At 47.0% G+C, this 23,133-nt stretch carries 21 protein-coding genes; 19 read left to right on the top strand and 2 right to left on the bottom strand.

Annotated features, from left to right (window positions below):
• From mreC to ABIN22_RS19980, 9 genes are read left to right on the top strand one after another with little or no spacing between them, the layout of a single operon-like run.
• Complete coding sequence (gene mreC / locus ABIN22_RS19940; RefSeq protein WP_346910734.1) at positions 1-873, top strand: rod shape-determining protein MreC; 873 nt, start codon at positions 1-3, stop codon at positions 871-873.
• Between the two features lie 38 nt (positions 874-911).
• Complete coding sequence (gene mreD, locus ABIN22_RS19945) at positions 912-1,445, top strand: rod shape-determining protein MreD (protein ID WP_346910736.1); 534 nt, start codon at positions 912-914, stop codon at positions 1,443-1,445.
• A gap of 4 nt (positions 1,446-1,449) precedes the next feature.
• Entirely contained in the window at positions 1,450-4,299 is a 2,850-nt protein-coding gene (locus tag ABIN22_RS19950; protein ID WP_346910738.1) for a penicillin-binding transpeptidase domain-containing protein, read from the top strand.
• A 40-nt stretch (positions 4,300-4,339) separates the two neighbouring features.
• The gene (locus ABIN22_RS19955; protein WP_109730382.1) at positions 4,340-4,984 is read left to right on the top strand and encodes a septum site-determining protein MinC; all 645 of its coding nucleotides are present in this window, start codon (positions 4,340-4,342) and stop codon (positions 4,982-4,984) included.
• A gap of 35 nt (positions 4,985-5,019) precedes the next feature.
• The gene (gene minD / locus ABIN22_RS19960) at positions 5,020-5,811 is read left to right on the top strand and encodes a septum site-determining protein MinD (RefSeq protein WP_109730381.1); all 792 of its coding nucleotides are present in this window, start codon (positions 5,020-5,022) and stop codon (positions 5,809-5,811) included.
• Between the two features lie 13 nt (positions 5,812-5,824).
• Positions 5,825-6,034: a cell division topological specificity factor MinE gene (locus tag ABIN22_RS19965; RefSeq protein ID WP_109730380.1), complete on the top strand. Its 210-nt coding sequence runs from the start codon at positions 5,825-5,827 to the stop codon at positions 6,032-6,034.
• Between the two features lie 23 nt (positions 6,035-6,057).
• Positions 6,058-7,173, top strand: coding sequence for an FtsW/RodA/SpoVE family cell cycle protein (locus ABIN22_RS19970; RefSeq protein WP_109730571.1), 1,116 nt, complete (start codon positions 6,058-6,060; stop codon positions 7,171-7,173).
• Positions 7,174-7,188: 15 nt separating this feature from the next.
• A complete protein-coding gene (locus ABIN22_RS19975; RefSeq protein WP_109730379.1) occupies positions 7,189-7,593 on the top strand; it encodes a methylglyoxal synthase in 405 nt (134 codons plus the stop codon).
• Entirely contained in the window at positions 7,568-8,566 is a 999-nt protein-coding gene (locus tag ABIN22_RS19980; RefSeq protein WP_430517207.1) for a D-alanyl-D-alanine carboxypeptidase family protein, read from the top strand. Before ABIN22_RS19975 ends, ABIN22_RS19980 begins: the two co-directional genes overlap by 26 nt.
• Positions 8,567-8,632: 66 nt before the next feature.
• On the opposite strand, the gene ABIN22_RS19985 is transcribed toward ABIN22_RS19980, so the two are convergent.
• Positions 8,633-8,836 (bottom strand): DUF378 domain-containing protein, encoded by a 204-nt coding sequence (locus ABIN22_RS19985; protein WP_109730377.1) that lies wholly within the window; start codon positions 8,834-8,836, stop codon positions 8,633-8,635.
• Between the two features lie 119 nt (positions 8,837-8,955).
• Between ABIN22_RS19985 and ABIN22_RS19990 the strand changes: the two genes are divergently transcribed.
• The 7 genes from ABIN22_RS19990 to ABIN22_RS20020 all read left to right on the top strand — a co-directional run bounded on the left by ABIN22_RS19990 (position 8,956) and on the right by ABIN22_RS20020 (position 14,775).
• Positions 8,956-10,338, top strand: coding sequence for a biotin/lipoyl attachment domain-containing protein (locus tag ABIN22_RS19990; protein WP_181368608.1), 1,383 nt, complete (start codon positions 8,956-8,958; stop codon positions 10,336-10,338).
• A gap of 49 nt (positions 10,339-10,387) precedes the next feature.
• Complete coding sequence (locus tag ABIN22_RS19995) at positions 10,388-11,080, top strand: YggS family pyridoxal phosphate-dependent enzyme (RefSeq protein ID WP_109730376.1); 693 nt, start codon at positions 10,388-10,390, stop codon at positions 11,078-11,080.
• A gap of 75 nt (positions 11,081-11,155) precedes the next feature.
• Positions 11,156-11,686 carry a cell division protein SepF gene (locus tag ABIN22_RS20000; RefSeq protein ID WP_109730375.1) on the top strand — a complete coding sequence of 177 codons (531 nt, stop codon included), beginning with the start codon at positions 11,156-11,158 and terminating at the stop codon, positions 11,684-11,686.
• A gap of 38 nt (positions 11,687-11,724) precedes the next feature.
• On the top strand, positions 11,725-12,525 hold the full coding sequence (locus tag ABIN22_RS20005; RefSeq protein ID WP_118618808.1) for a YlmH family RNA-binding protein: 801 nt from the start codon (positions 11,725-11,727) through the stop codon (positions 12,523-12,525).
• A gap of 11 nt (positions 12,526-12,536) precedes the next feature.
• Positions 12,537-13,061 (top strand): signal peptidase II, encoded by a 525-nt coding sequence (gene lspA, locus ABIN22_RS20010; protein WP_118618806.1) that lies wholly within the window; start codon positions 12,537-12,539, stop codon positions 13,059-13,061.
• 1 nt (position 13,062) lies between these two features.
• Complete coding sequence (locus ABIN22_RS20015; protein WP_109730372.1) at positions 13,063-13,971, top strand: RluA family pseudouridine synthase; 909 nt, start codon at positions 13,063-13,065, stop codon at positions 13,969-13,971.
• A 156-nt stretch (positions 13,972-14,127) separates the two neighbouring features.
• Positions 14,128-14,775 (top strand): cytidylate kinase-like family protein, encoded by a 648-nt coding sequence (locus ABIN22_RS20020; RefSeq protein ID WP_109730371.1) that lies wholly within the window; start codon positions 14,128-14,130, stop codon positions 14,773-14,775.
• 72 nt (positions 14,776-14,847) lie between these two features.
• Here the strand turns inward: ABIN22_RS20020 and ABIN22_RS20025 are convergent, their stop codons facing one another.
• A complete protein-coding gene (locus tag ABIN22_RS20025; protein ID WP_109730370.1) occupies positions 14,848-15,582 on the bottom strand; it encodes a tRNA lysidine(34) synthetase in 735 nt (244 codons plus the stop codon).
• Between the two features lie 293 nt (positions 15,583-15,875).
• Here ABIN22_RS20025 and ABIN22_RS20030 point away from each other — a divergent pair, with 293 nt between their 5' ends.
• The 3 genes from ABIN22_RS20030 to ABIN22_RS20040 are packed head-to-tail and all read left to right on the top strand — an operon-like array spanning position 15,876 to position 23,113.
• Positions 15,876-16,718, top strand: coding sequence for a hypothetical protein (locus ABIN22_RS20030; RefSeq protein WP_346910743.1), 843 nt, complete (start codon positions 15,876-15,878; stop codon positions 16,716-16,718).
• Between the two features lie 40 nt (positions 16,719-16,758).
• On the top strand, positions 16,759-18,804 hold the full coding sequence (locus ABIN22_RS20035) for a methyl-accepting chemotaxis protein (protein ID WP_346910745.1): 2,046 nt from the start codon (positions 16,759-16,761) through the stop codon (positions 18,802-18,804).
• A 10-nt stretch (positions 18,805-18,814) separates the two neighbouring features.
• Positions 18,815-23,113 (top strand): DEAD/DEAH box helicase, encoded by a 4,299-nt coding sequence (locus tag ABIN22_RS20040; RefSeq protein WP_346910747.1) that lies wholly within the window; start codon positions 18,815-18,817, stop codon positions 23,111-23,113.
• The last annotated feature ends 20 nt before the right edge of the window (positions 23,114-23,133 follow it).

Here is a 23,133-nt window from a genome sequence, read left to right on the forward strand (position 1 = left end):
ATGAAAAAGAAAAATCAAACCTCTTCGAAAAGTAAATACTACCTTGTGGGACTTAGTCTTTTCTGCATCCTTTTGATGGTGCTGTCCTTATTCTATAACAAAGCAGCGGCCCCTTTCAATGGAATCGCCAGTGTAACAATCATCCCGATGCAGAAGGGAATCAACCAGGTCGGCACGTGGCTCGGCGATATCAGTGATAATTTTGATACGCTGCAGGAAGTCCGGAAGGAGAACAAGGCACTTCAGACCAAGGTGGATGAACTGATCACGGAGAATAATAACCTGCAGGAAGAAAAGTATGAGCTGGAAAGGCTCCAGGCCTTATATAAGCTGGACCAGAACTATGCGGATTATGAAAAGACAGGTGCACATGTTATCAGTAAGGATTCCGGGAACTGGTTCAGTACATTTACGATTGATAAAGGAAGCCGCGACGGCATCAAGGTTGATATGAATGTCATGGCCGGGAGCGGCCTTGTCGGTATTGTCACGAAAGTTGCGCCAACATGGTCAACCGTCCGCTCTATTATTGATGATTCGAGCAATGTCAGTGGAATGACGCTTACTTCCTCTGACAGGTGTATGGTCCGGGGGGACCTGTCCCTGATCAATGAAGGCAAGATCCGTTTCGAAGAGATGGAGAACAACGAGAATAAGGTGCAGGTCGGGGACCAGATCGTCACCTCCCACATCAGTGACAAATATCTGCAGGGCATCCTGATTGGTTATATCAGCGAGATCTCCGTAGATTCCAACAACCTGACACGTTCTGGTTACATCACCCCGGTTGTGGATTTTAAGAATCTGCAGGAAGTACTGGTCATCACAACAACCAAAGCCGACCTGACCGGCAAAGACGAGAAAGGGAAGTAAATGTACGGAAATCCAAAAAGAAAGGAGAATACGAACCTGTGAAAAAAATGAAGGCGAAAAGAATCGGTGTGACTGCGGCGATCGTAATTATGTGCTACCTGCTTCAGTGCACCCTGTTTCCTCATCTGGCACTTGCATCCATAAAGCCCAACCTCATGATTATCGTTACCGCGGCATTCGGCTTTATGAGAGGTCCAAAAGAAGGAATGCTGGCAGGTTTTTTCTCCGGCCTGATGATTGATATACAGTTTGGATCTATCCTTGGCTTTTATGCCCTGATCTATCTGCTGATCGGATTTGGCAACAGTCTGTTCCAGCAGGTGTACTACGACGAAGACATCAAACTGCCGCTGGTCCTGATTGCAGCAAGTGAGTTCCTTTACGGGCTGGTCATCTATCTTTTGATGTTCATGCTGCGCAGTGAGTTTAATTTTATCTATTACCTGAGTCATAATATCATCCCTGAACTGATCTACACAATTGTGATCGCCCTCGGATTGTATCCACTGATTCTATTTTTGAACCATAAACTGGAAGCAGAAGAAAAAAGGAGTGCAAGTAAATTTGTTTGAGCGAATGAAAGATGCAGTATATCGAATCGTAAAATCACGGCTTTTTGTTTTAATCCTTGTGTTCTGCGTTATGTTTGCAGTACTGATCAACCGGGTATTTTACCTGCAGATCGTAAAGGGGCAGGATTATCTGGACAACTATAAGCTGCAGATTCGAAAAACAAGAGAAACCGCCGGAACACGCGGGAAAATTTATGACCGCAACGGGAACCTGCTGGCTTATAATGAGCTGGCTTATACCGTGACTATAGAAGATAACATAACGGCCGATACAAGAAAAGAAAAGAACGAGATCATTAACGGCATTCTGGATGAGATTATAACCATCGTGGAATCAAACGGAGATTCTGTAATCAGTGATTTCGGTGTAGTTCTGGATTCTGCGGGAAATTATGAATTCTCACAGACGAACGAAACGCTCAAACTGCGTTTTATCGCCGACGTATATGGCCTGAAGACCATTGATGAGCTGACGGAAAAACAGCGCGCATCCAGTGCGGAAGACATCATTAATTATCTGTGTACAGACAAGACTTACGGTTACGGGCTGGACGTGAAAAAGCTGGAGAAGCCATACATCCTGAAAATGGTAAATCTTAGATATGCCATAGGCCTTAACAGTTTCCAGAAATTCATCCCGACTACACTTGCGACCGATGTCAGTGATGAAACGGTTGCTGCGATTATGGAGAATATGGACAGGCTCGAGGGCGTCGATGTCGTGGCCGATTCCATGCGCCGTTACACGGACAGCAAGTATTTTGCCTCCATCATCGGTTATACGGGCAAGATCTCACAGGAAGAATACAACAAACTGGACAAAGACCAGAAAGAAAAGTACTCCCAGACGGATATTGTCGGAAAAGCCGGACTGGAACAGACGATGGATGAGGTCCTTCAGGGGACAAAAGGTGAGACACAGTATTATGTGGACAGTGTCGGAAAGGTAACGGATACTGTCAGCAATAAAGAGCCTGAGGCGGGCAATGATGTCTACCTGACTATTGATAAAGACCTGCAGGAGCAGACCTACCAGCTTCTGGAAGAGAAACTGGCCGGAATCGTCCTCGCAAAGCTTCGCAATGTCATGAATTATGACCCGAGTAAGACGTCCGATGCAAGTGAGATCATCATCCCGGTCGATGACGCCTATAATTCTTTTATTGCCAACGAGATCATTGATGAGAGCCATTTCGGTGCGGACGATGCGAAACCGGTGGAGAAACAGGTATACAGCACTTTCACGGAGAGGAAGAAGTCCGCAATCACGGAGATCATCAATGAAATGAACAACAGCAAGGCCGGCTCTTATGAGTCGCTGTCAGATGAGATGAAGGCATTCATGGACTACATTTCCATCAATGTGCTCCAGACCGATACCGGAATCCTGATGCCGGATGCCATTGACACGAATGACGAAGTCTACAAACAGTGGACTAAGGATGAAACAATCAGTATCAATAAGTACCTGAATTACGCGATTTCCAAGAACTGGATCGATACTTCCAAACTCTCTGATTACATTTCAGAAGAAAAATACTCTGATTCCGCCGAAATTTACCAGGGAATTTTAACATTTTTACAAAATTATTTAGATTCGGATGTTAATTTCGACAAACTTCTCTACAAATATCTTATAAAATCAGGGGGTATCAGTGGCGGACAGATTTGCGCCATGGTATATGAGCAGGGAGTCCTGCCTATGGATGAGGGGGCTTACAAGGGTCTGACTGATGGCAGTGTAGATTCCTACACATGGCTGTACCAGAAAATACAGAGTCTTGAGATTACACCGGGACAGCTGGCGCTGGAACCTTGTACAGGCTCTGCCGTGGTCAGTGACCCGGATACCGGGGAAGTACTGGCCTGCGTATCCTATCCCGGATATGACAATAACAGGCTTGCAAACACAATGGATTCCAGTTACTATAATCAGCTGGTAACCGGGCTGTCCCGTCCGTTTTACAATAATGCCACACAGGAGACAACGGCGCCCGGTTCTACCTACAAGATGGTTTCTGCGGTGGCAGGCCTGACAGAAGGAGTCATAAACAGCGGGTCTTTCATCAACTGTACAGGTGAATTTGACAAGGTTACGCCGAGCCCGAAATGCTGGAACATCTACGGACACGGGAGTTTGGATGTGGTCGGCGCGCTAAATGAATCCTGCAATGTCTTCTTCTATGAAGTCGGCTATGACCTTGGCCTTGACGCTGAGGGAAACTATGACAGCGATGCCGGAATCGAGAAGCTTGCCAAATATGCGAAGGAATTCGGCCTTGGTGAAAAGTCCGGGATCGAGATTCCGGAGTCAGAACCTCAGATTTCGGATGAATATGCCGTACAGAGTGCGATCGGACAGGGTACGAATAACTTTACAGTCAGCCAGCTCAACCGTTATGTTTCAACAGTGGCAAACAAGGGCACGGTATATAACCTGACGCTTCTGAACAAGACAACGGATGTAAACGGCAAGATCATCAAGCAGTACGAACCTGTTGCCGCCAGCAAGATTGAGAATGTAAGCGCAGAGACATGGGATCTGGTGCACCAGGGTATGATCGCCATGGTAGCAAATAATTCAAGCTTTACAAATTTGGGGATCCAGATGGCCGGCAAGACCGGTACTGCACAGCAGAGTGCGGTACACCCGGACCACGGCCTGTTTGTTGGATTTGCACCGGCAGAGGATCCCGAGATTGCAGTAGCAGTGCGTATTGCGAACGGTTACAGCTCATCCTATGCCGCAGAAATAGGCAGAGATATCGTAAGGGCAAACTTCAAGCTTGCCGACAAAGACGAATTAATCACAGGTTCTGCTGCACAGCTTGGCACAGCGATTGCAGGTGACTAATACCTGCAGGCTGAACTATTTATAAAGGATGTGAATATACATGGACAGGCTGGTAACAATTAAAAGCAACCGGTATGGTATCGAAGTTCACCTGAATCCGGAGGTATCCTTTGAGGTACTTCTGGAAAGTGTCGCCGCCAAATTCAAAGATTCTGCAAAATTCTTTGAGGGGGCGAAGATGGCAGTTACGTTTTTAGACCGTAAGCTGTCAGACCAGGAAGAACAGACAATTCTGGGCCTGATTGCTGAAATCACGGGAATTGATATCGTATGTATCATAGACCGCGATGAAACCAATGAGATGACATACAAAAGCATTGTGGAAAATACGCTCACCAATATCCAGAAACGGGAAGGGCAGTTCTACAGAGGTACATTAAGCAAAAGACAAGTGCTGGAATCCGATTCAAGTATCATCATACTGGGTGATGTGGAGCTCGGCGCCAGGGTGATTGCCAAAGGAAATGTTGTCATTGTTGGTTCTCTGTCAGGTTCCGTCCATGCGGGTGCGTCAGGGAACAGGGACGCGTTTATCGTAGCCCTTTCCATGCAGCCCAAACAACTTCGAATTGGCGACATCGAAGCAAAACGTCAGGTGATCTATCAGGAAAGCCTCAATATCAGGGGGCCTAAGATAGCCGTTGTAGACGGACGCCGGATCTATCTGGATCCGCTTGTAGACTAATCTTTAGAATAAGAAGTTGTAGGAGGAAGAAAAACATGGGAGAAGTTATTGTCATTACATCGGGAAAAGGCGGAGTCGGGAAGACGACTACGACAGCAAATATAGGAATCGGTTTATCGCAGATGGACAAGAAGGTAATCGTCATTGACACAGACTTAGGGCTTCGTAACCTGGATGTTGTCATGGGACTGGAAAACCGGATCGTCTATAATCTGGTTGATGTGATAGAAGGCAGCTGCCGCCTGAAACAGGCGCTGATCAAAGATAAAAGGTTTCCTGAATTATACCTGCTCCCGTCTGCACAGACGAAGGACAAGACAGCCGTTTCTCCGGAACAGATGCGCAAGCTCATCGCGGATCTGAAAGATGAATTTGATTACATACTTCTGGACTGTCCGGCCGGTATCGAACAGGGATTCGAGAATGCGGTCGCCGGGGCAGACAGGGCCATCATCGTTACGACACCGGAAGTATCAGCCATCCGTGATGCAGACCGCATCATCGGACTTTTAGAGACACACGGCATCAAGAATAACGACCTGATTATCAACCGCCTCAGGGTAGACATGGTAAAGCGGGGGGACATGATGTCTGTGGAGGATGTCACGGAAATTCTCGCGATTAACCTGCTTGGCGTCATTCCGGATGATGAGCAGGTAGTCATCGCAACGAATCAGGGTGAACCAATCGTCGGCACAGACTGTATGTCCGGACAGGCATATTTAAATGTATGCAGAAGAATCTTAGGTGATGACATCCCGATCACAGATTTTAGCAAGCCGGAAGGATTCTTTGCAAAGTTCTCCAGCCTATTTAAAAAGAATTAGGAGGGAAACTTATATGAGTGTACCTTCTGTTCACGTTGCAAAAGAAAGATTGAAAACTCTGCTTATGGCAGACAGAATGCAGTGTACACCCGAGACGGCTGAAAAGTTCTCTTCAGATATATACCACACGGTATCAAAATACCTGGAGGTTAAGCCCGAAGATTTCCACATAAAGATAACACATTCAGATATACATATAAAGATAACAGGAGAAAACTATTGAAACTTCAATTGAAACTTCATTTTCTGAATATCAAACAAAGGTATCACTTAAGAGATTATAAATTCAGCCTCGTTGCACTTGTAACTGCGATCTCCATCATTGGAATTTTTGTAGTGGGAAGTGCACAGGCGTCTGTACAGGGGAAGCAGGCACTCGGAGTCATACTCGGCACGATTGCTATGGTTGTCATCTCACTTATTGATTACAAATGGGTAATGAACTGGTACTGGCCCTTGTACGGATTAAATATCGTCCTGCTTCTGGCCGTGCATTTTTTCGGTGAAGAAGTAAATGGAGCAACGAGATGGCTGAATCTGGGATTTGTGCAATTTCAGCCATCCGACCTGACTAAGATCATTATGATCCTGTTCTACGCAAAGTTCTATATGGACCGGGAACAGGCGATTAACAATAAAAAGACTATTATACAGGCGGTCGCCCTGCTGCTGCCGTCGCTGATACTAATCTACAAACAGCCTAACCTGTCCAATACGATCTGCCTTGCCATACTGTTCTGCATCATTTTGTTTCTGGCAGGGTTAAGCTATAAGTTCATTGGGACTGTACTGGCTATTGTAATTCCGACTGCCGCTTTGTTTTTAAGTATTGTCGTGCAGCCCAACCAGCCGTTTTTGAAGGATTACCAGCAGAAGCGTATCCTTGCATGGCTGGAACCGGAGAAGTATGCCACAGATGAAGCCTACCAGCAGATTAATTCGGTTATGGCCATTGGATCCGGGCAGCTGACAGGAAAAGGGTACAACAGTAATACGACTACCTCCGTTAAAAACGGAAATTTCATCTCCGAACCCCAGACAGACTTTATTTTTGCGATTATCGGAGAAGAATTAGGATTTGTGGGTTGTTGTGTCGTCATAATTTTGTTATTATTAATTGTGATAGAATGTATTCTAATAGGAGTAAAGGCCAAAGACACCGGAGGGCGCCTGATATGCGGCGGGGTTGCCACACTGATAGGGGTACAGACTTTTATCAATATCAGTGTGGCTACACAGATTTTTCCGAATACAGGTATTTCCCTGCCTTTTGTCAGTTACGGGATGACGTCTGTTGTCTGTTTCTATATGGGAATTGGTTTTGTACTCAATGTAGGTTTACAGCCTAATAAATATCAGTAGAGGAGAGTAGCAGCTATGAACATAGGATTAGTGGCACATGATGCCAAAAAGAAATTAATGCAGAACTTCTGTATCGCCTACAGGGGGATATTGAGCAAGCACCATCTGTTTGCTACAGAGACCACAGGTATGCTGGTTGAAAGCGTGACAAATCTGAATATCCACAAATATCTTGCCGGGCATCTGGGCGGAAACCAGCAGATCGGGGCACAGATCGAACATAATGAGATGGACCTTCTGATTTTTTTCCGTGATCCTCTGACCCCGCGCTCACATGAACCGAATGTCAACGACATTGTACGCCTGTGTGATATGTACAATATTCCGATCGCGACAAATATTGCCACAGCAGAAGCATTGATATTAGCATTAGACAGGGGAGATCTTGACTGGCGTGAGATATATAAAAACAAAAACTAAAAGAAAATTGGGGGCTGCAGTCTGTCTGATTCTGGCTTTCACTACAACAGGCTGTGGTTTCAGACCGTCATATGACCAGGCAGCCGCCTATGAACATTCGAATTACGATAAGAACCTGTACCAGGGAAGCCTGTTCGCAGAGGATTTATGCGTGACTGACAAGGATGTCCCTCTGGCTGGGTTCACTGAGGATACCAGTCTCCATGCGGCGGGATTGTTCGATCTGAAAGATGAGGAAGTACTGTATGCATACCAGCTCCACGAGAAGCTTTTTCCTGCAAGTACGACAAAGGTCATGACAGCCTATCTGACACTGAAATACGGCAATCTCGACGACATTGTGACAGTCAGCAGCGATGCGACTGATTTTGCGGCAGATGAGCAGACCTGTAACCTCCGTACCGGTGACCAGATCAGTCTTTATGATTTACTGTGCGGCCTTGTCCTGCACTCCGGCAACGACTGTGCCGTGGCGATAGCCGAGCATCTCGGCGGAAGCGTGGAAGAATTTGCCGTCATGATGAACCGGGAAGCAAAAGCACTCGGGGCCACGAATACACATTTTGTGAACCCACATGGACTTCAGGACGAAGATCACTACACAACTGCATATGACCTGTACCTGATGTTCAATGCATGTGTGAAGGACCAGCGGTTTCTGGATATTATCTCGCTGCCCTCCTATACAGGGGAACTGACCGGGGCGGACGGTGTTTACCGTACAGAACAGTGGCTGCCGACGAATTATTATTCCCTGGGGGAAGCGTATGCGCCTTACGGGGTCAATATTTTCGGAGGCAAGACAGGGACGACTGATGAGGCCGGGTCCTGTGTCATCCTGTATTCCCAGGATCTGGAAAATAATCCTTACATATCGATCGTTATGGGTGCAAATGACAAAACGATCCTCTATGATGATATGACGAATCTGCTTGCTGCAGGAGCAGCAGGCGGCAGTTATGATACCGAGTAAAACAAAAAGCAGAACCTTATGATACCAGATGTGATATCATAAGATCCTGCTTTTTTTCTCTTTCATTTATTCTGACATGTTATTGATTCTGCCAAAAAGACTGATCAGATAGAGGCCGCAAAGGCCAACGATCGTATAAATTATTCTGGAAAGCCAGCTTAAATTTCCAAAGAGAAAGGCTACTAAATCAAATCGAAAAATGCCAACCAGAAGCCAGTTGACCGCTCCAATAATCACAATGGTAAGAGCAGTGTTATCGAACCACTTCATATTATTTCCTCCTTTTCAATATCAATGCTCTTATTATTGCCACAAAAACTGGAAATATACATTTAAAAATGTTATACTGTTAAAGTTATAAAATTAAAGATTTTACGGAGGAGTTAGATTTGGCATCACAGAAAGACAATTCCATAAGCCTCAAAAAATATAAAAGAAAGCGGGAGATGAATATCGGTATTTTTTTATTTGCCATTGTGTTCATCTATCTCGTAGTTACGATTATCATGTATGCATCTTCCAAGAAAATCTCTATATATGAGGTACGCGAAGGCAGTATTTTAAAAGACAATTCATACACAGGGCTTGTCATACGTAGCGAGACCGTAGTGGATGCGGAAAAGACGGGTTATATTAATTATTTTCAAAACGAGAACAGCAAGGTGAAGGCCGGTACAAACATTTATGCCGTCACCACGGGTAAGTTAAACTACAGTGCGGATACGGATTCAGAGGGTGCTGCTTTAAGTTCGGACGAGATGACCTCGCTGGTTGTCAAGACACAAAGTTTTAATGAGAATTTCAACCCGCAGAAGTTTTCCTCTGTTTATTCTCTGAAAAATGAGGTCGACAATGCCCTGCTGGACGCGTCCAACCAGACAAAGACCGCGCAGATGGACGCTGTGATTGCCCAGAACGGCGGCAGTGCGGATATTTTCACAACACCAGCAGATGGTATTATTGTGTTGAGCTATGACGGGTACGAATCCGTGACTGCGGATTCTTTTGAAAAGGCAGACTTTGACAGAAGTAACTATAAGCATACCGTCCGCGGGGACAACGTACAGGTAAAGAAGGGCGATCCTGCCTATAAACTTGTCACGAGCGAGAACTGGTCCATCATCGTTCCGCTTGAAAAGGATACCGCATCGGAGCTTTCCGACGTTACCTACATTAAGACACGGATTGACAAGGACAGTGAAGCACTCTGGGCGGATTTTTCCATTTTGAAAAAGGGCGGGGACTTTTATGGGAAACTGGATTACGACAATTCCATGATCCGCTACGCCGGTGAAAGATTCCTGAACGTTGAATTGATCCGCGAGGATGAAAGTGGGCTGAAAATTCCGAAAAGTGCTGTCGTGGATAAAGATTTTTATGCTGTTCCCGACAGTTATATCACGACAGGAGGGAACAGCTCTTCGTCGGGGGTTATGATACAGAAAAGAGGTGGGTCCACAGTTTTCCAGACTGTGAATATCTATAAAACAACGGATGACGGCACGGTATACCTGAATCCCGCGGAATTTGACAAAGGAACCGTCCTCGTACGCCCTGATTCCTCCGAGACACTCCAGCTTTCAAAGACGGAGCCGTTAAAAGGGGTCTATAACATCAACAAGGGCTACGCTGTATTCAGACAGGTAACGATACTGTGTGAGAGTGATGAATATTATATTGTACAGGAGGGTGATTCCTACGGACTGTACAATTATGACCATATCGTGCAGGACGGTGAGACAGTCGATGACGAGGAAGTCGTTTTTCAATAGAATTAGAAATTGTGTTACAACTATATCATCAAATAAGGAGTGAAAGAACATGTTAAAAGAACAGCTTATGGAAGTAGAGGCAAAGATTCAGGCCGCCTGTGACAGGTCCGGCCGTGACCGCAGTGAGGTGACACTGATTGCAGTCAGTAAGACGAAGCCGCTGCCGGTCTTAAAAGAAGCCTATGAGCTGGGAGTGAGGGTCTTTGGTGAAAATAAAGTGCAGGAACTGGATGAGAAACACGGCCTCCTCCCTGACGATATTCACTGGCATATGATCGGACACCTTCAGACGAACAAAGTAAAATACATCATAGATAAAGTGGACCTGATCCATTCTGTTGATACCCTGAAGCTCGCAGAGACGATTGAAAAGGAGGCTGCCAAACGTAATATCACGGCCAGAGTCCTCATCGAAGTAAACGTGGCAGAGGAGGAAAGTAAGTTCGGACTGAAAGTTGAGGAAGTAATTCCATTTGTAGAAAAAATAGCCACATTTCCACATCTGCGCGTATGCGGGCTTATGACTATCGCGCCTTTTGTTGAAAATCCCGAGGAAAACCGCCCAATTTTCGCAAATTTACATAAATTATCTGTTGACATTGGGATGAAAAACATTGATAATGTTAATGTGAGCATACTTTCAATGGGGATGACCAATGATTATGAAGTCGCAATCGAAGAAGGAGCGACAATGGTCCGCGTTGGGACCGGAATCTTTGGTGCCAGGAACTATGCCGTTTAGGCATCAGTATACCGGAACAGAAAGTGCTTTAAAAATAAATTATGCACGAAAAAGGCATAAGATAGGAGTGTAAACATGGGTGTGTTTGATAAATTTTTAGACATCATGAAATTGAATGACGATGAGTATGATGATGACGATATCTATGATGATGAATTTGATGATGACGATTTTGATGAAAAACCACGCCGTTCTCTGTTTAATAAAAAAGGAAAAGATGAGTACGACGATTTTGATATCCAGGAAGATAAGAAATATGCACAGGCAGGTAATAAAGTAACGCCGATGCGCCAGCCTGCATCCAGAAGGAACGCCAACATGGAGGTCTGCGTTGTCAAACCGGCATCCGTGGATGACTCCAGAGAAATCACGGAAACACTGCTGGCAGGACGTACCGTAATCCTGAACTTAGAAGGTATGGATCTGGAGATTGCACAGCGTATCATAGATTTTATTTCCGGTGCGACATTTGCCATCAGCGGCAACCTTCAGAAGATTTCTAATTACATTTTCCTTGTGACACCTACGAACGTAGATATTTCCGGTGATCTTCAGGATCTGCTGGGCGGTTCTATGGAGTCGGCAAATGTAAGAGGCAGATACTAATCATAAGCAGTTACTAAGAGGAAGCAGTTTATTCTGATATGTTAAAAGAAGAGCAGTTATTGGAAAAAAGGCTGATTGAGCTGTCAAAGACAGCATATCACCGTGACATCATTACATATTCGGATTTTCTGAATCTGAATGAACTGAATATACTACATTCCCTTCCGAAAGACCAACTATATACAAGGTATATCACTTTCGGCGGATATGAATTAGCAGAGCGTCAGATGGCAGCATTTATACCTGATGCTCTTTATTTGCGTGGGACATCCGATTCCGGGGAAGAACAGGAGGTGCTGCCCGACAGTTGTAATTTTCCGTTCTGTGTGCTTTCCATCGAACCGCTGCATGATAAATATGCGGAGGAGCTGACACACCGGGATTACCTGGGGGCAATCCTGAATCTGGGGATTGAACGCTCAAAACTGGGAGATATTATAATAGACGGAAAGCAGGCTTACATTTTCATACAGTCTGCCTTATGCGTTTTTCTAAAGGATGAGCTTACCCGGGTGCGCCATACAGGCGTGCTTTTAAAGGAGGTTACTTTAGAGGACTGTCATTACTCACCCCGTTATGAGGAACTGAAAGGCACGGTTGCCTCTGTCAGGCTGGACAGCCTGCTGGCACTGGCGTTTTCTTCTTCAAGGACAAAGCTGACCGGACTCATCGAAGGGGCGAAAGTATTCGTAAACGGACGCCTGATGACAACAAACAGCTATCAGGTAAGAGAGGGAGATATCATTTCCGTCAGGGGCATGGGAAAGTTCCGGTATATCGGGACTTTATCGCGCACGAAGAAGAACCGGATTTTTGTAACGATCCATAAATATATATAAAAGGAAGAGCCATGAGAGATAAAAATACGAAATTAACTCAAAGCTATCTGCTTGCAATTTTCAGCTGTATCCTTCTTGTCGTGCTGGATCAGCTTACGAAGTGGCTGGCAGTCACACATCTGAAGGACCAGCCCCCGTTCGTCATCTGGCAGGGGGTATTCAAACTGGAATATCTGGAAAACCGCGGTGCCGCTTTCGGCATTATGCAGGACAGGCAGATACTATTTGCTGCCGGGGCCGTCATCATCGTTGCCCTGATCGGCTTTTTATACGGCAGAATGCCACATACAGGCAGATACTATATCCTGCGCATCTGTTCCGTTTTAATCTGTGCAGGTGCCTTCGGCAACCTTATAGACCGCATGCGGCTGAACTATGTGGTAGATTTTTTCTATTTTGAGCTCATTGATTTCCCGATTTTTAATGTTGCGGACTGCTATGTAGTCGTATCATGCATTTTATTTGCAGTCTCTATCCTGTTCTACTATAAAGAAGATGAGTTAAAGTGTTTTTCATTAAGAAAGGGACAGAACTAAGATGGAAGAATTGAACTTTACGGCAGAAGTCCCCGGAAGCAGGATCGACAGGTTCCTCTCCGACGAAATGCCCGATGTCTCCCGCTCCCACATCCAGAAGCTGATTAAGGAGCATCTTGTTACCGTAAATGGAAATCAGGTCAAATCCAATTATAAAGTCAATACCGGGGATGCTGTTTCAGTTTCCCTGCCGGATCCGGAAGTACCTGACATCGTACCGGAAGATATCCCTCTGGACATTCTGTATGAAGATGATGATATTCTGATCGTCAACAAGCCGAAGGGAATGGTCGTGCACCCTGCACCGGGCCATTACAGCCAGACGCTTGTAAATGCGGTTATGTTTCACTGCAAGGACAACCTTTCCGGTATCAACGGCGTATCCAGACCCGGGATCGTACACCGGATCGACATGGATACCACCGGCTCTCTGATCATCTGTAAAAACGACCTGGCCCACCAGTCTCTGGCTAAACAGCTGAAAGATCACAGTATTACAAGAAAATACCACGCCATCGTACACGGAAACTTAAAAGAAGATACAGGTACTGTCAACGCCCCCATAGGGCGTCACCCGGTCAGCCGGAAGAAGATGAGTACCCATGCGCCAAATGGCCGGCCGGCTGTAACGCATTATAAAGTACTGGAACGGTTCGGAGCCTACACATATATCGAGTGCCAGCTGGAAACCGGACGCACCCACCAGATCCGCGTGCATATGGCCAGCATCGGCCACCCGATCCTCGGGGACGCGGTATATGGTCCCGTCAAATGCCCGTTCAAACTGGAAGGGCAGACCCTCCATGCCAAAGTACTCGGAATTAAACATCCCCGCACAGGAGAATACATGGAATTTGATGCCCCCCTGCCCGCCTACTTTGAAGAACTCCTCCGGAAATTGCGTCAATAAGCCCGTACTATAGCATATACGTTCGCCATTAACTGGTGAATTTGCACAATAAACAGGATTTTTCTTGTAAATTTCTGCACCATCTTGTATAATACTAATAAGGTTATCCGAAAACGGATGGCAACGCCTGGTTTGACGCAAAGGAGAGTGACTTATATGAAAACAAACACAATTATTACAATCGGCAGACAGTATGGCAGCGCAGGGCGCGAGATCGGCTACAAAGTAGCAGAGTATTTTGGAATCAAGCTTTATGATAAAGAGATGCTTGCAAGAGCTGCAAAAGAGAGCGGGATTTGTGAAGAGATATTTGAATCCCACGATGAGAAACCAACGAACAGTTTCCTGTATTCTCTGGTAATGGATACGTATTCAATGGGTTATCCGGGGAATACATATTCCGATATGCCCATCAATCATAAGGTTTTTCTTGCACAGTTTGATGCAATTAAGAAGATTGCTGACGAAGGACCGTGTATTCTGGTCGGACGCTGTGCAGACTATGCACTGGAATCTTATGAAAATGTAGTCAGTGTATTCATCCATGCAGATCTGGATGCACGTATCCGCCGTATCGCAAGGCTTTATGACCTTACGGATGCCAAGGCGAAAGATATGATCATTAAGACAGACAAGAAGCGTGCAAGCTACTATAACTATTATACGAATAAAAAGTGGTCCGATTCCGAGAGCTACGAACTCTGCTTAAGCAGTTCCGAACTTGGGATCGAAGGTACAGCGAAGGCAATCGAACAGTATATTGCATTGAAGCAGGATATTACTGCAGCAGATAAGAAGCTATAATAAGCACAGGGCAGGGAATGAAGTGAACCTTTCATTCCCTGCCTTTATGTTTCTGTTCCCGGTATTTTCATTTTATCTTATATGTGGGATTCTTTCCGGCCATCCCTTGATATTCCCGTTTAAGACTGCATGAAACATTCTTTCCCTGGCTCCCGGGTGTTCCTCATTCAGCTGCTTTACGAGCTCTTTGGCATACTGCCGCTTCGTATAACCATCCACCGGGCATTTACTCTTCACAACCGGCAGGTCATATTTATTCTTAAACCCGATCACGTCTTTCTCGTCAATAAACATAATAGGACGAATCACAGTCAGGTCCATGCGGTCCAGATATGTTTTCGGGGAAAAGGAATGGAAACGTCCCTCAAAGATCAGCGAGAGCAGCATCGTTTCTATGATATCATCTTTATGGTGCGCATATGCCACCTTGTTGCATCCCATTTCCTTAACAGCATCATTTAGTGCCCCTTTCCTCATCTTTGCGCACAAGGAGCATGGATTCGCCTCCTTGCGCACATCAAAGAGTATATGGTATATCTCGGACTTTACGATCCGGTAAGGAATCCCAAGTTCTTTGCACAAATCCTGTATCGGGCTCAGGTCAAAATTTTCAAAACCTAAGTCCACAGTCACTGCACTGAGTTCAAAGTGCTTCGGATAGAACCGCTTCAGACCATGCAGGGCATAGAGCAGGGTCAGGCTGTCCTTGCCGCCGGATATCCCGACCGCGATATGGTCCCCTTCCTGAATCATGTCATATTCATCAACGGCTTTTCTTGTAAAGCTTAGTAATCTCTGTAACTGCATCGTTATAATCCTCTTTCTTATGTATTGGAGCGTGTTAGATAAATCCTGTACGACTTTTCTATTATAAATTCCCTGCCATCGAAATACAATACTTATTTTGCATAAGTGCGGGCTTCTTCCGCCTATCTGGTCTGAATGATAACTCTATGATCTCATTTACATATGATTATACTGACAAAAAGATACAAAAGAAAACTGTTTTGGGGCCTGTGCCGGCCGATTATTGTATGCTATAATGAATCTATTATACTGCATGAATCAGGATGGATTTTCAGGAAAGGGGGAAGATAAATATGCATCGAAAACAAAAATGGCTGACCGCAGGAATTGCTGTGTTTGCCTTGCTGGCAGCCGCAGGCATCTTAATATGGCAGCATACTCACAGGGGGGCTGAAACTACCGGAACGAATAAGAATCTTGTCATGTATGTTCCTTTCGGCGAAAATTCCCATCTTATGGTAGATCAGGACACGGGCAGTGTCTTTTGTGTAACGATGCCCGAGGATATCTATGATACCGATGGGAGCCGGATTACGGAATCAGACTTGAAAAAAGGGGATCTGCTGACCATTTACGGGAACGGCATCATGCTGGAATCTTATCCGGGCCAGTACCCGGGTGTCACGAAGATAGAAGTGACAAAACGGGGGAAGCCTTCCGATGCCGACCAGTATCAGAACATCGTGGACCAGATCTATCAGGAGCCGGATCCATCTGAAAGGCCGTATCTTGGTATCGAATATAGGACAGACACCATGAATGTTTACACCTATATAACGGAGGGCGGCTTTCAATGGACGTATACAGATGAGAACGGGCAGACCCAGTCTGTTACAACGGATTCTGCATTTATCCTCAGTTGGAAGAATATAGCCGACATGACGCTGGATCCGGAACACGGTACAGACTTGACATTATGTTTTTCAGCAGAGCCGGAGAGTATCACGGCCGAGAGATGGCCGTCCGGACTTATGGATACCTATCAGGACGGTGACGAGGTTCCCGGCAGTGAAACGGTAACCGTTACAAAAGACAGCGAAGGATTTGTGATAAAAGATGCCCTCTCCGGGTATGTATACCGCATCACAGGCACATGGGAGAACGGAACTGTGGAATACGGTTTCCTGACAAAATAAGTGTGCACACTATACAAAAAAGAAGAAGAGGTTCATAAATATGTCCAGTCACAGAAAATCAAAAAAAATACCTGCGAAGAAGACAGCCGGGAAGCATAGCAGCATCAGCCGGAAAATCAGCTGGAGTCTTCTTGCTGTTCTTGTACCGGCACTGGTAGGTATGATCACCATTGCCGGCCTTATGGCTTCAGGCTCCATATCGGGCTTAAATACTAAGCTGATAGACGCACAGACTGATTATGCCGTTTCTGTTGTCGATGATTTCTTCAGTGGAAAGATTTCCATAGTCAGCCTTTATGAAAATGACAGTATTTTCGGCAAATATTTTCATGCCGTTTCAACCCCCGATGATATCGGAAGCTATGAATATCTAAGTGATGTTACACAGGAATTGAACAATATTATGGCGGCAACTGAGGACGAGCAGGTGCTCCAGGCATGGATCGCCGATGAAAGAACAGACTGCTACGTCATCCCTTCCGGCGAATACGGAAAGGCCGGTTTAGATGACCTGGAATGGTATCATCTGGCCCTGTCGGAAAAGAAAACAGCAATCTCCAACCCTTATGTTGACGGAATAACAGGAAAAACCGTTGTTACGATCGTAACACCTGTATATTATAATTCTGAAATAGCAGGCTTCATGGGTCTGGATGTAACACTGGACAGCCTGAGTGAACTGATATCCGGTATCCATGTCGGAGAACATGGATATATGGAACTGATTTCAAATAATGATGTATATGTATACAGCAATGACCCTTCAGCTGTAAATAAAAATGTAGACGAGCTTGATATCACGGATGAATATAAACAAAAGGTAAAAGAAAACTATAATGGTAACTATCATTTCACTTACCAGGGTAACCAGTACACCTCTGTGTTCAGAGACAGTAAAACAACCGGCTGGCTGGCTATTGCCACGCTACCGGTTTCTGAGATGAATGCGACACGCAACCACCTCATATCTATTCTTGCTGTTCTGGCCATTGTAGTGCTTGCACTGCTGGTGTTTATCATCATTACGATTATCCGTAGGATTACAAAACCTTTATCGGAGATCAGCGGAGGAATGCAGGAGTTTGCAAGGGGGAATCTGAATGTGGAGCTTAAGACCATGCGCAATGATGAGATCGGACTTCTGGCGGACAGCACCCGGTCTGCAATCCATTCATTAAAGGAGATGATTCAGGATATTTCCTACATACTCGGGGAGATTTCACACGGAAATCTAGATGTTGCTGTGAAGGGGAATTATGTCGGAGATTTTCAGGATATCAGGAATGCCCTCGAGCAAATTATTGAATCTCTAAATACAACGCTGAAACAGATCAGGGGAGCTGCCGAACAGGTGTCAGTTGGTTCTGAACAGGTTTCCGACGGTGCTCAGTCACTTGCCCAGGGCGCTTCTGAACAGGCTGGGACGGTGGAAGAACTCGCGGCTAGTATACATGAGATATCCCGCAAGGTCAGTTCAAATGCCGATCATTCAGATACCGCCAGCAAAAAGGCGGCCGCTGTTGGAATGGAAGCCGTGGAGAGTGACCGGCGGATGCAGGAGATGCTCAAAGCAATGAAGGAGATTCAGGAGAGTTCACACAAGATAGGAAGCATCCTGAAAGTCATCGAAGATATCGCTTTCCAGACAAATATTCTTTCTCTAAACGCTGCTGTCGAAGCTGCCAGGGCGGGTGATGCAGGAAAAGGATTCTCCGTAGTGGCCGGAGAGGTCAGAAATCTGGCTGCCAAGAGTTCTGAGGCAGCAAAAACTACAGGCACGCTGATTGACAGTTCTCTGGATATCGTGGAAAACGGTGTACAGATAGCAGACGAAACAGCCATGTCCCTTCAGAATGTCAAAGAAGGGGCCGGGGAAGTTGCAGAAGCACTGGCTGAAATCACCAGAGCTTCCAGTGAACAGGCAGATTCTGTCGAACATATCACACGGGCAATTTCCCAGATCTCTAACGTCATACAGGGGAATTCCGCTACTGCAGAGGAAAGTGCCGCTGCCAGCGAAGAACTTTCCGCCCAGGCGGTCCTTCTGGAAGAATTGATTGCAAAATTCGAAATGCAGGATAATTGAGGTAGTAAAGATGAAAAAAGACAGTAAGTGCAGTATGGAATTATTTTCTCCGCCGACTGCCTCCTGGTTTCAGGGGCGATTCGGCAGCCCAACAAAAGTCCAGCAGGAAGCATGGCCTGCCATAGCATCCGGCCGGCCGGTCCTGATCAGTGCACCGACAGGGACAGGGAAGACGTTATCTGCATTTCTTGTATTTATTGACCGCATGCAGGATCTTGCCTCGAAAGATGAACTGAAGGATGAATTGTATCTGATCTATGTATCCCCCTTAAAGTCTCTGGCCGGAGATATCCGTGAGAATCTGAATACTCCACTGGATGGTATCACTAACACGCCGGGCGGGGAGGGCGCAGGGAAGATACGTGTGGGAATACGAACAGGCGATACGCCCCAGAAAGACCGTCAGCGGATGATCAAGCATCCGCCCCATATCCTGATCATCACTCCGGAGTCTCTGTTCCTCATGCTGACAAGCAGGACCGGGAGAAACGTCCTTCGGACGGCAAAAGCCCTGATTATTGATGAGCTCCACGCATTGATTGACACAAAACGCGGGGCCCATTTGATGCTTTCCGCCGCCAGACTGGACCATCTCTGCAAAGTGCCCCTCCAAAGAATCGGTCTCTCGGCAACCATAGAGCCTCTTCAAACCGCGGCTTCCTATTTATCTACAGAGCCGGCTGATATCATTTCCCCTTCCATGCGCAAGGAGGTCCTGATTGAAGTGGACGGCCTCACCCCTTCTGCCGGCCGGAAGAAAGATCCTGTCTGGGAAGAGCTTGCCGGAAAGGTTTATGAGCGATGCCTGCAGTGCAGAAGCGTTATCGCATTTTCAGAAGGGCGGAGGTATGCGGAAAAACTGGCATACTATGTGAATCAGCTGGCTGGAGAAGATTTTGCACGCGTACACCACGGCAGCATGTCAAAAGAACAGCGCCGTGAGGCAGAGGATGCCCTGCGAAGCGGTACGCTGCGCCTTTTGTGCGCCACCTCATCTATGGAACTCGGAATCGATGTAGGAGATATTGACCAGGTCCTCCAGATCGGCTGTCCCCGTACCATCTCCAGCACCATGCAGCGTCTCGGGAGAGCCGGGCACAGTCCGGGCCGAGTCAGTGTGATGTACATGTACCCGCGTACGTCACCCGAGACGCTCTTCTGTGGCATGACGGCCCAGATTGCAAGGGAGGGCGGTGTGGAACTGGCCAGGCCGCCAAGGCTCTGTCTGGATGTGCTCGCCCAGCATCTGGTTTCTATGGCGGCAGTCTCTGATACAGACGCCGGTAAGACAAAGAACTCCGAAATGACTGGGAAGACCCCTGCAGGCACCGCCTATACAGTGGATGAGGTGATGGATATCCTTGCGCGCACCTATTCGTTCAGGGAAGTGACAAGGCAGGATGTCATATCCATCCTGAAAATGCTGGCAGGAGATTATGAACATAAACGGGAAATCCCGGTCCGCCCGAGGATCCTGTATGACAGGCTGCATGACCGTGTCTTCGCCGATTCGTACAGCAGAATGCTTTCCGTAGCTGCAGGCGGTACAATTCCCGACAAGGGATTATATACGGCTAAGACCGAGGATGGGGTCAAGGTGGGAGAACTGGATGAGGAGTTCGTCTACGAATCCCAGCGCGGGGACCGTTTTATTCTGGGCGCGTTTGCATGGAAGATTGTGAGTCTGGACAAAGATACCGTGGTTGTGACCCAGACAAATGCGGAAGGGGCGCGGCTGCCATTCTGGAAAGGGGAACTCAAGGGAAGGGATTTAAAGACCAGTCTGTCCTTCGGCCGGATTATGCGGACTCTTTCTGACGCAGATAAGCGTGGGACATTGAAGGATGAGCTCAAGCGTCTCGGGATGGATGAAGCGGCACAGGAAAATACCGCAGGATTTCTGGAAAGACAGCGTAAGGCCGCAGGGGTACTGCCGGATGACCGCACCATCGTCATCGAACATTTTAAAGATTCAACAGGCAGTCATCAGGCAATGATACATGCACTGTTTGGAAGACGCATCAATGCCCCGCTTTCACTTCTTATGCAGGATGCGGTCCGAAAGTCTCTGGGATGCAATATCGGCTGTGTAGATGAGGAAGACGGCATTCTTCTGTACTCTTACGGGGAGGAAACCGTGCCTGAAGATATTCTTTTTTCCATCGATCCGGATACTGTCAGAGAAATACTTCGCACGATACTGCCTGTCACACCGGTATTTAACATGACTTTCCGTTATAATGCTGCAAGGGCACTGATGATGGGGATGCGGCAAAACGGCAGGCAGCCCCTGTGGATGCAGAGACTTAGAAGTACAGAGATGCTTGAGACACTGGTCCGGGAGCCTGACCACCCCCTGATACGAGAAACCACGAGGGAATGTCTGGAAGACCAATGGGATATAAGCGGACTTCTGGAGGTCTTAAACGGGGTGCGAAGCGGCCGGATCGCAGTACGGGAATTATATCTGGATCTGCCTTCCCCCATGTCCCTGCCAATGCAGTGGCGCGTGGAAGCGGCCGAGATGTATGAATATACTCCCACAACGCCGGGGATCCGCCAGGCTGTATATGACGAGCTGAACGAGATGGAAAAACTGAAGCCTTCCGCTGAGGAACTGAAGCGTGTCCGGGAAAGGAAAAAAGTACCTGGAAACGCGGAAGAACTCCATACGCTCCTGATGATTGAAGGCGATATTTCTGCACCGGAACTAGGTAAGCTGTATGAAACTCCCAGTCATTCCGGTATTTCAGCCACCGTCACCGCAGAAGTATCAGGCTGGCTGGAAGAGCTGGCTGCACGGGGGCTGGCAGAATATATCGAGCCCGGACTCTGGATCGCAGCCGAACAGAACAAGGAATATGCCAAAGCCATGACAGATCAGGACCCGGAATCCGGCATGCACATGATACGGCGGCTGCTTTATTACCGTGGCCCGTTCTCCGCAGAACAGATTCAGAAACGCTACATTCCGGACCAGGCTGATTGTATAGACAATTGGCTGGAAATGCTGTGTGCACACGGGGAAATCGTAGAGGCGGAAGGGCTTTATTATCATGCAAAGCTTTACGACCGGGCAAGAAAAGCAACCCTGCGTAATCTCCGCACAGAGGCCGTGACACAGCCCCCTGCACATTATGCAGCCCTGATGGCCGACCGGGTCAGGATCAACGCACCTTCCACAGACCAGTTAAAGCAGACCGCGGAAATGTTCTGCGGACAGTCTCTTCCCGCAGCATACTGGGAGAGTATCGTATTTCCGAGGAGAGTCCATGAATACCGGGAGGGGCTTTTAGATAAGCTTCTCACAGAAGGGGATTATTTCTGGAAAATGTCTCCCGATAAAACCCTTTCTTTCTGCCGGTACGAGGACATTGACTGGGAAGATCCGCAGACAGTTGAAGATTCCGTCAGCCACAGGACATTGGAAGAGGAAGAAGAAATTGTCTACCGGGAATTACGGCGGCGCGGTGCAAGTTTCCTGAAAGCATTATCAAAACTTCCGGTAACAGGAGATATCCGCGAACTTCTCATCCATCTCGCCGAGAAGGGGCTTGTATGTGCCGACAGTTTCGTCCCGGTAAGGCAGTGGCTCAATCAGGACAAACTCAAAAAGGCTGGCCCCAGAGCGCGGGTCAATGCAAGGATCGCCGCACTCTCCGCAGGACGATGGGATATCATCCGGCCCCGGAAAAAAGAAAGCATGGAAGAACTGCTGGAATCATTCTTTCAGGAAAATACCGTCCTGTGCAGGGAAACCTTCCGGCGTTCACTCCTCCAGCGCCAGAATATGGTGCAGACAGCCGGAGGATGCCCCGCAGACTGGGGCAATGCACTGGAACTGCTGCGGATATGGGAGATTACCGGCCGTGTCCGCAGAGGATATTTCATAAAAGGGCTGTCAGGGGCACAGTTTATAAGAAAAGAGGACTATGAAGGGACTATCCGGGCACTCGGGCGTCCCGGAGAAGAGATCATCTGGCTGAATGCCGCGGACCCGGTTCAGATATGGGGGAAGGTCCTGGAACACAGGGAGGGCTGCTCCTTTCTGAATATAGCGGGGACCGCAGTCGCCCTGCATGGAGGAAGACCAGTCATGGTACTGGAACGGCAGGGAAAGGTGCTCAGGGTCTTTGATACAAAAGATGCCGGACAGGTACTAAAAGAGTTCGTCTATACTTTCAGGACGAAAGCCATCTTTCCCGAAAAGAACCGAATTACTGTCCGGGAATATCCCGATGAAATGAAAGATGTACTAATTAATTCAGGTTTCAGCCGGGAGATTATGAATTATGTGCTTTACCGTTAGGATTTTCCAGCAGAGGCAGT

This window comes from Faecalicatena orotica, assembly GCF_905197545.1.
In the GTDB taxonomy this organism is placed as follows: Bacteria; Bacillota; Clostridia; order Lachnospirales; family Lachnospiraceae; genus Faecalicatena_A; species Faecalicatena_A orotica.

Coding starts and splice junctions, on each gene's coding strand:
- ABIN22_RS19975 (WP_109730379.1), top strand. CDS start 7,189: ATGAACATAGGATTAGTGGCACATGATGCCAAAAAGAAATTAATGCAG.
- ABIN22_RS20040 (WP_346910747.1), top strand. CDS start 18,815: ATGAAAAAAGACAGTAAGTGCAGTATGGAATTATTTTCTCCGCCGACT.
- ABIN22_RS20025 (WP_109730370.1), bottom strand. CDS start 15,582: ATGCAGTTACAGAGATTACTAAGCTTTACAAGAAAAGCCGTTGATGAA.
- minD (WP_109730381.1), top strand. CDS start 5,020: ATGGGAGAAGTTATTGTCATTACATCGGGAAAAGGCGGAGTCGGGAAG.
- ABIN22_RS20005 (WP_118618808.1), top strand. CDS start 11,725: ATGTTAAAAGAAGAGCAGTTATTGGAAAAAAGGCTGATTGAGCTGTCA.
- mreC (WP_346910734.1), top strand. CDS start 1: ATGAAAAAGAAAAATCAAACCTCTTCGAAAAGTAAATACTACCTTGTG.
- ABIN22_RS19965 (WP_109730380.1), top strand. CDS start 5,825: ATGAGTGTACCTTCTGTTCACGTTGCAAAAGAAAGATTGAAAACTCTG.
- ABIN22_RS19950 (WP_346910738.1), top strand. CDS start 1,450: ATGAAAGATGCAGTATATCGAATCGTAAAATCACGGCTTTTTGTTTTA.
- ABIN22_RS20000 (WP_109730375.1), top strand. CDS start 11,156: ATGGGTGTGTTTGATAAATTTTTAGACATCATGAAATTGAATGACGAT.
- lspA (WP_118618806.1), top strand. CDS start 12,537: ATGAGAGATAAAAATACGAAATTAACTCAAAGCTATCTGCTTGCAATT.
- ABIN22_RS20020 (WP_109730371.1), top strand. CDS start 14,128: ATGAAAACAAACACAATTATTACAATCGGCAGACAGTATGGCAGCGCA.
- ABIN22_RS20035 (WP_346910745.1), top strand. CDS start 16,759: ATGTCCAGTCACAGAAAATCAAAAAAAATACCTGCGAAGAAGACAGCC.
- ABIN22_RS20015 (WP_109730372.1), top strand. CDS start 13,063: ATGGAAGAATTGAACTTTACGGCAGAAGTCCCCGGAAGCAGGATCGAC.
- ABIN22_RS19955 (WP_109730382.1), top strand. CDS start 4,340: ATGGACAGGCTGGTAACAATTAAAAGCAACCGGTATGGTATCGAAGTT.
- ABIN22_RS20030 (WP_346910743.1), top strand. CDS start 15,876: ATGCATCGAAAACAAAAATGGCTGACCGCAGGAATTGCTGTGTTTGCC.
- ABIN22_RS19995 (WP_109730376.1), top strand. CDS start 10,388: ATGTTAAAAGAACAGCTTATGGAAGTAGAGGCAAAGATTCAGGCCGCC.
- ABIN22_RS19985 (WP_109730377.1), bottom strand. CDS start 8,836: ATGAAGTGGTTCGATAACACTGCTCTTACCATTGTGATTATTGGAGCG.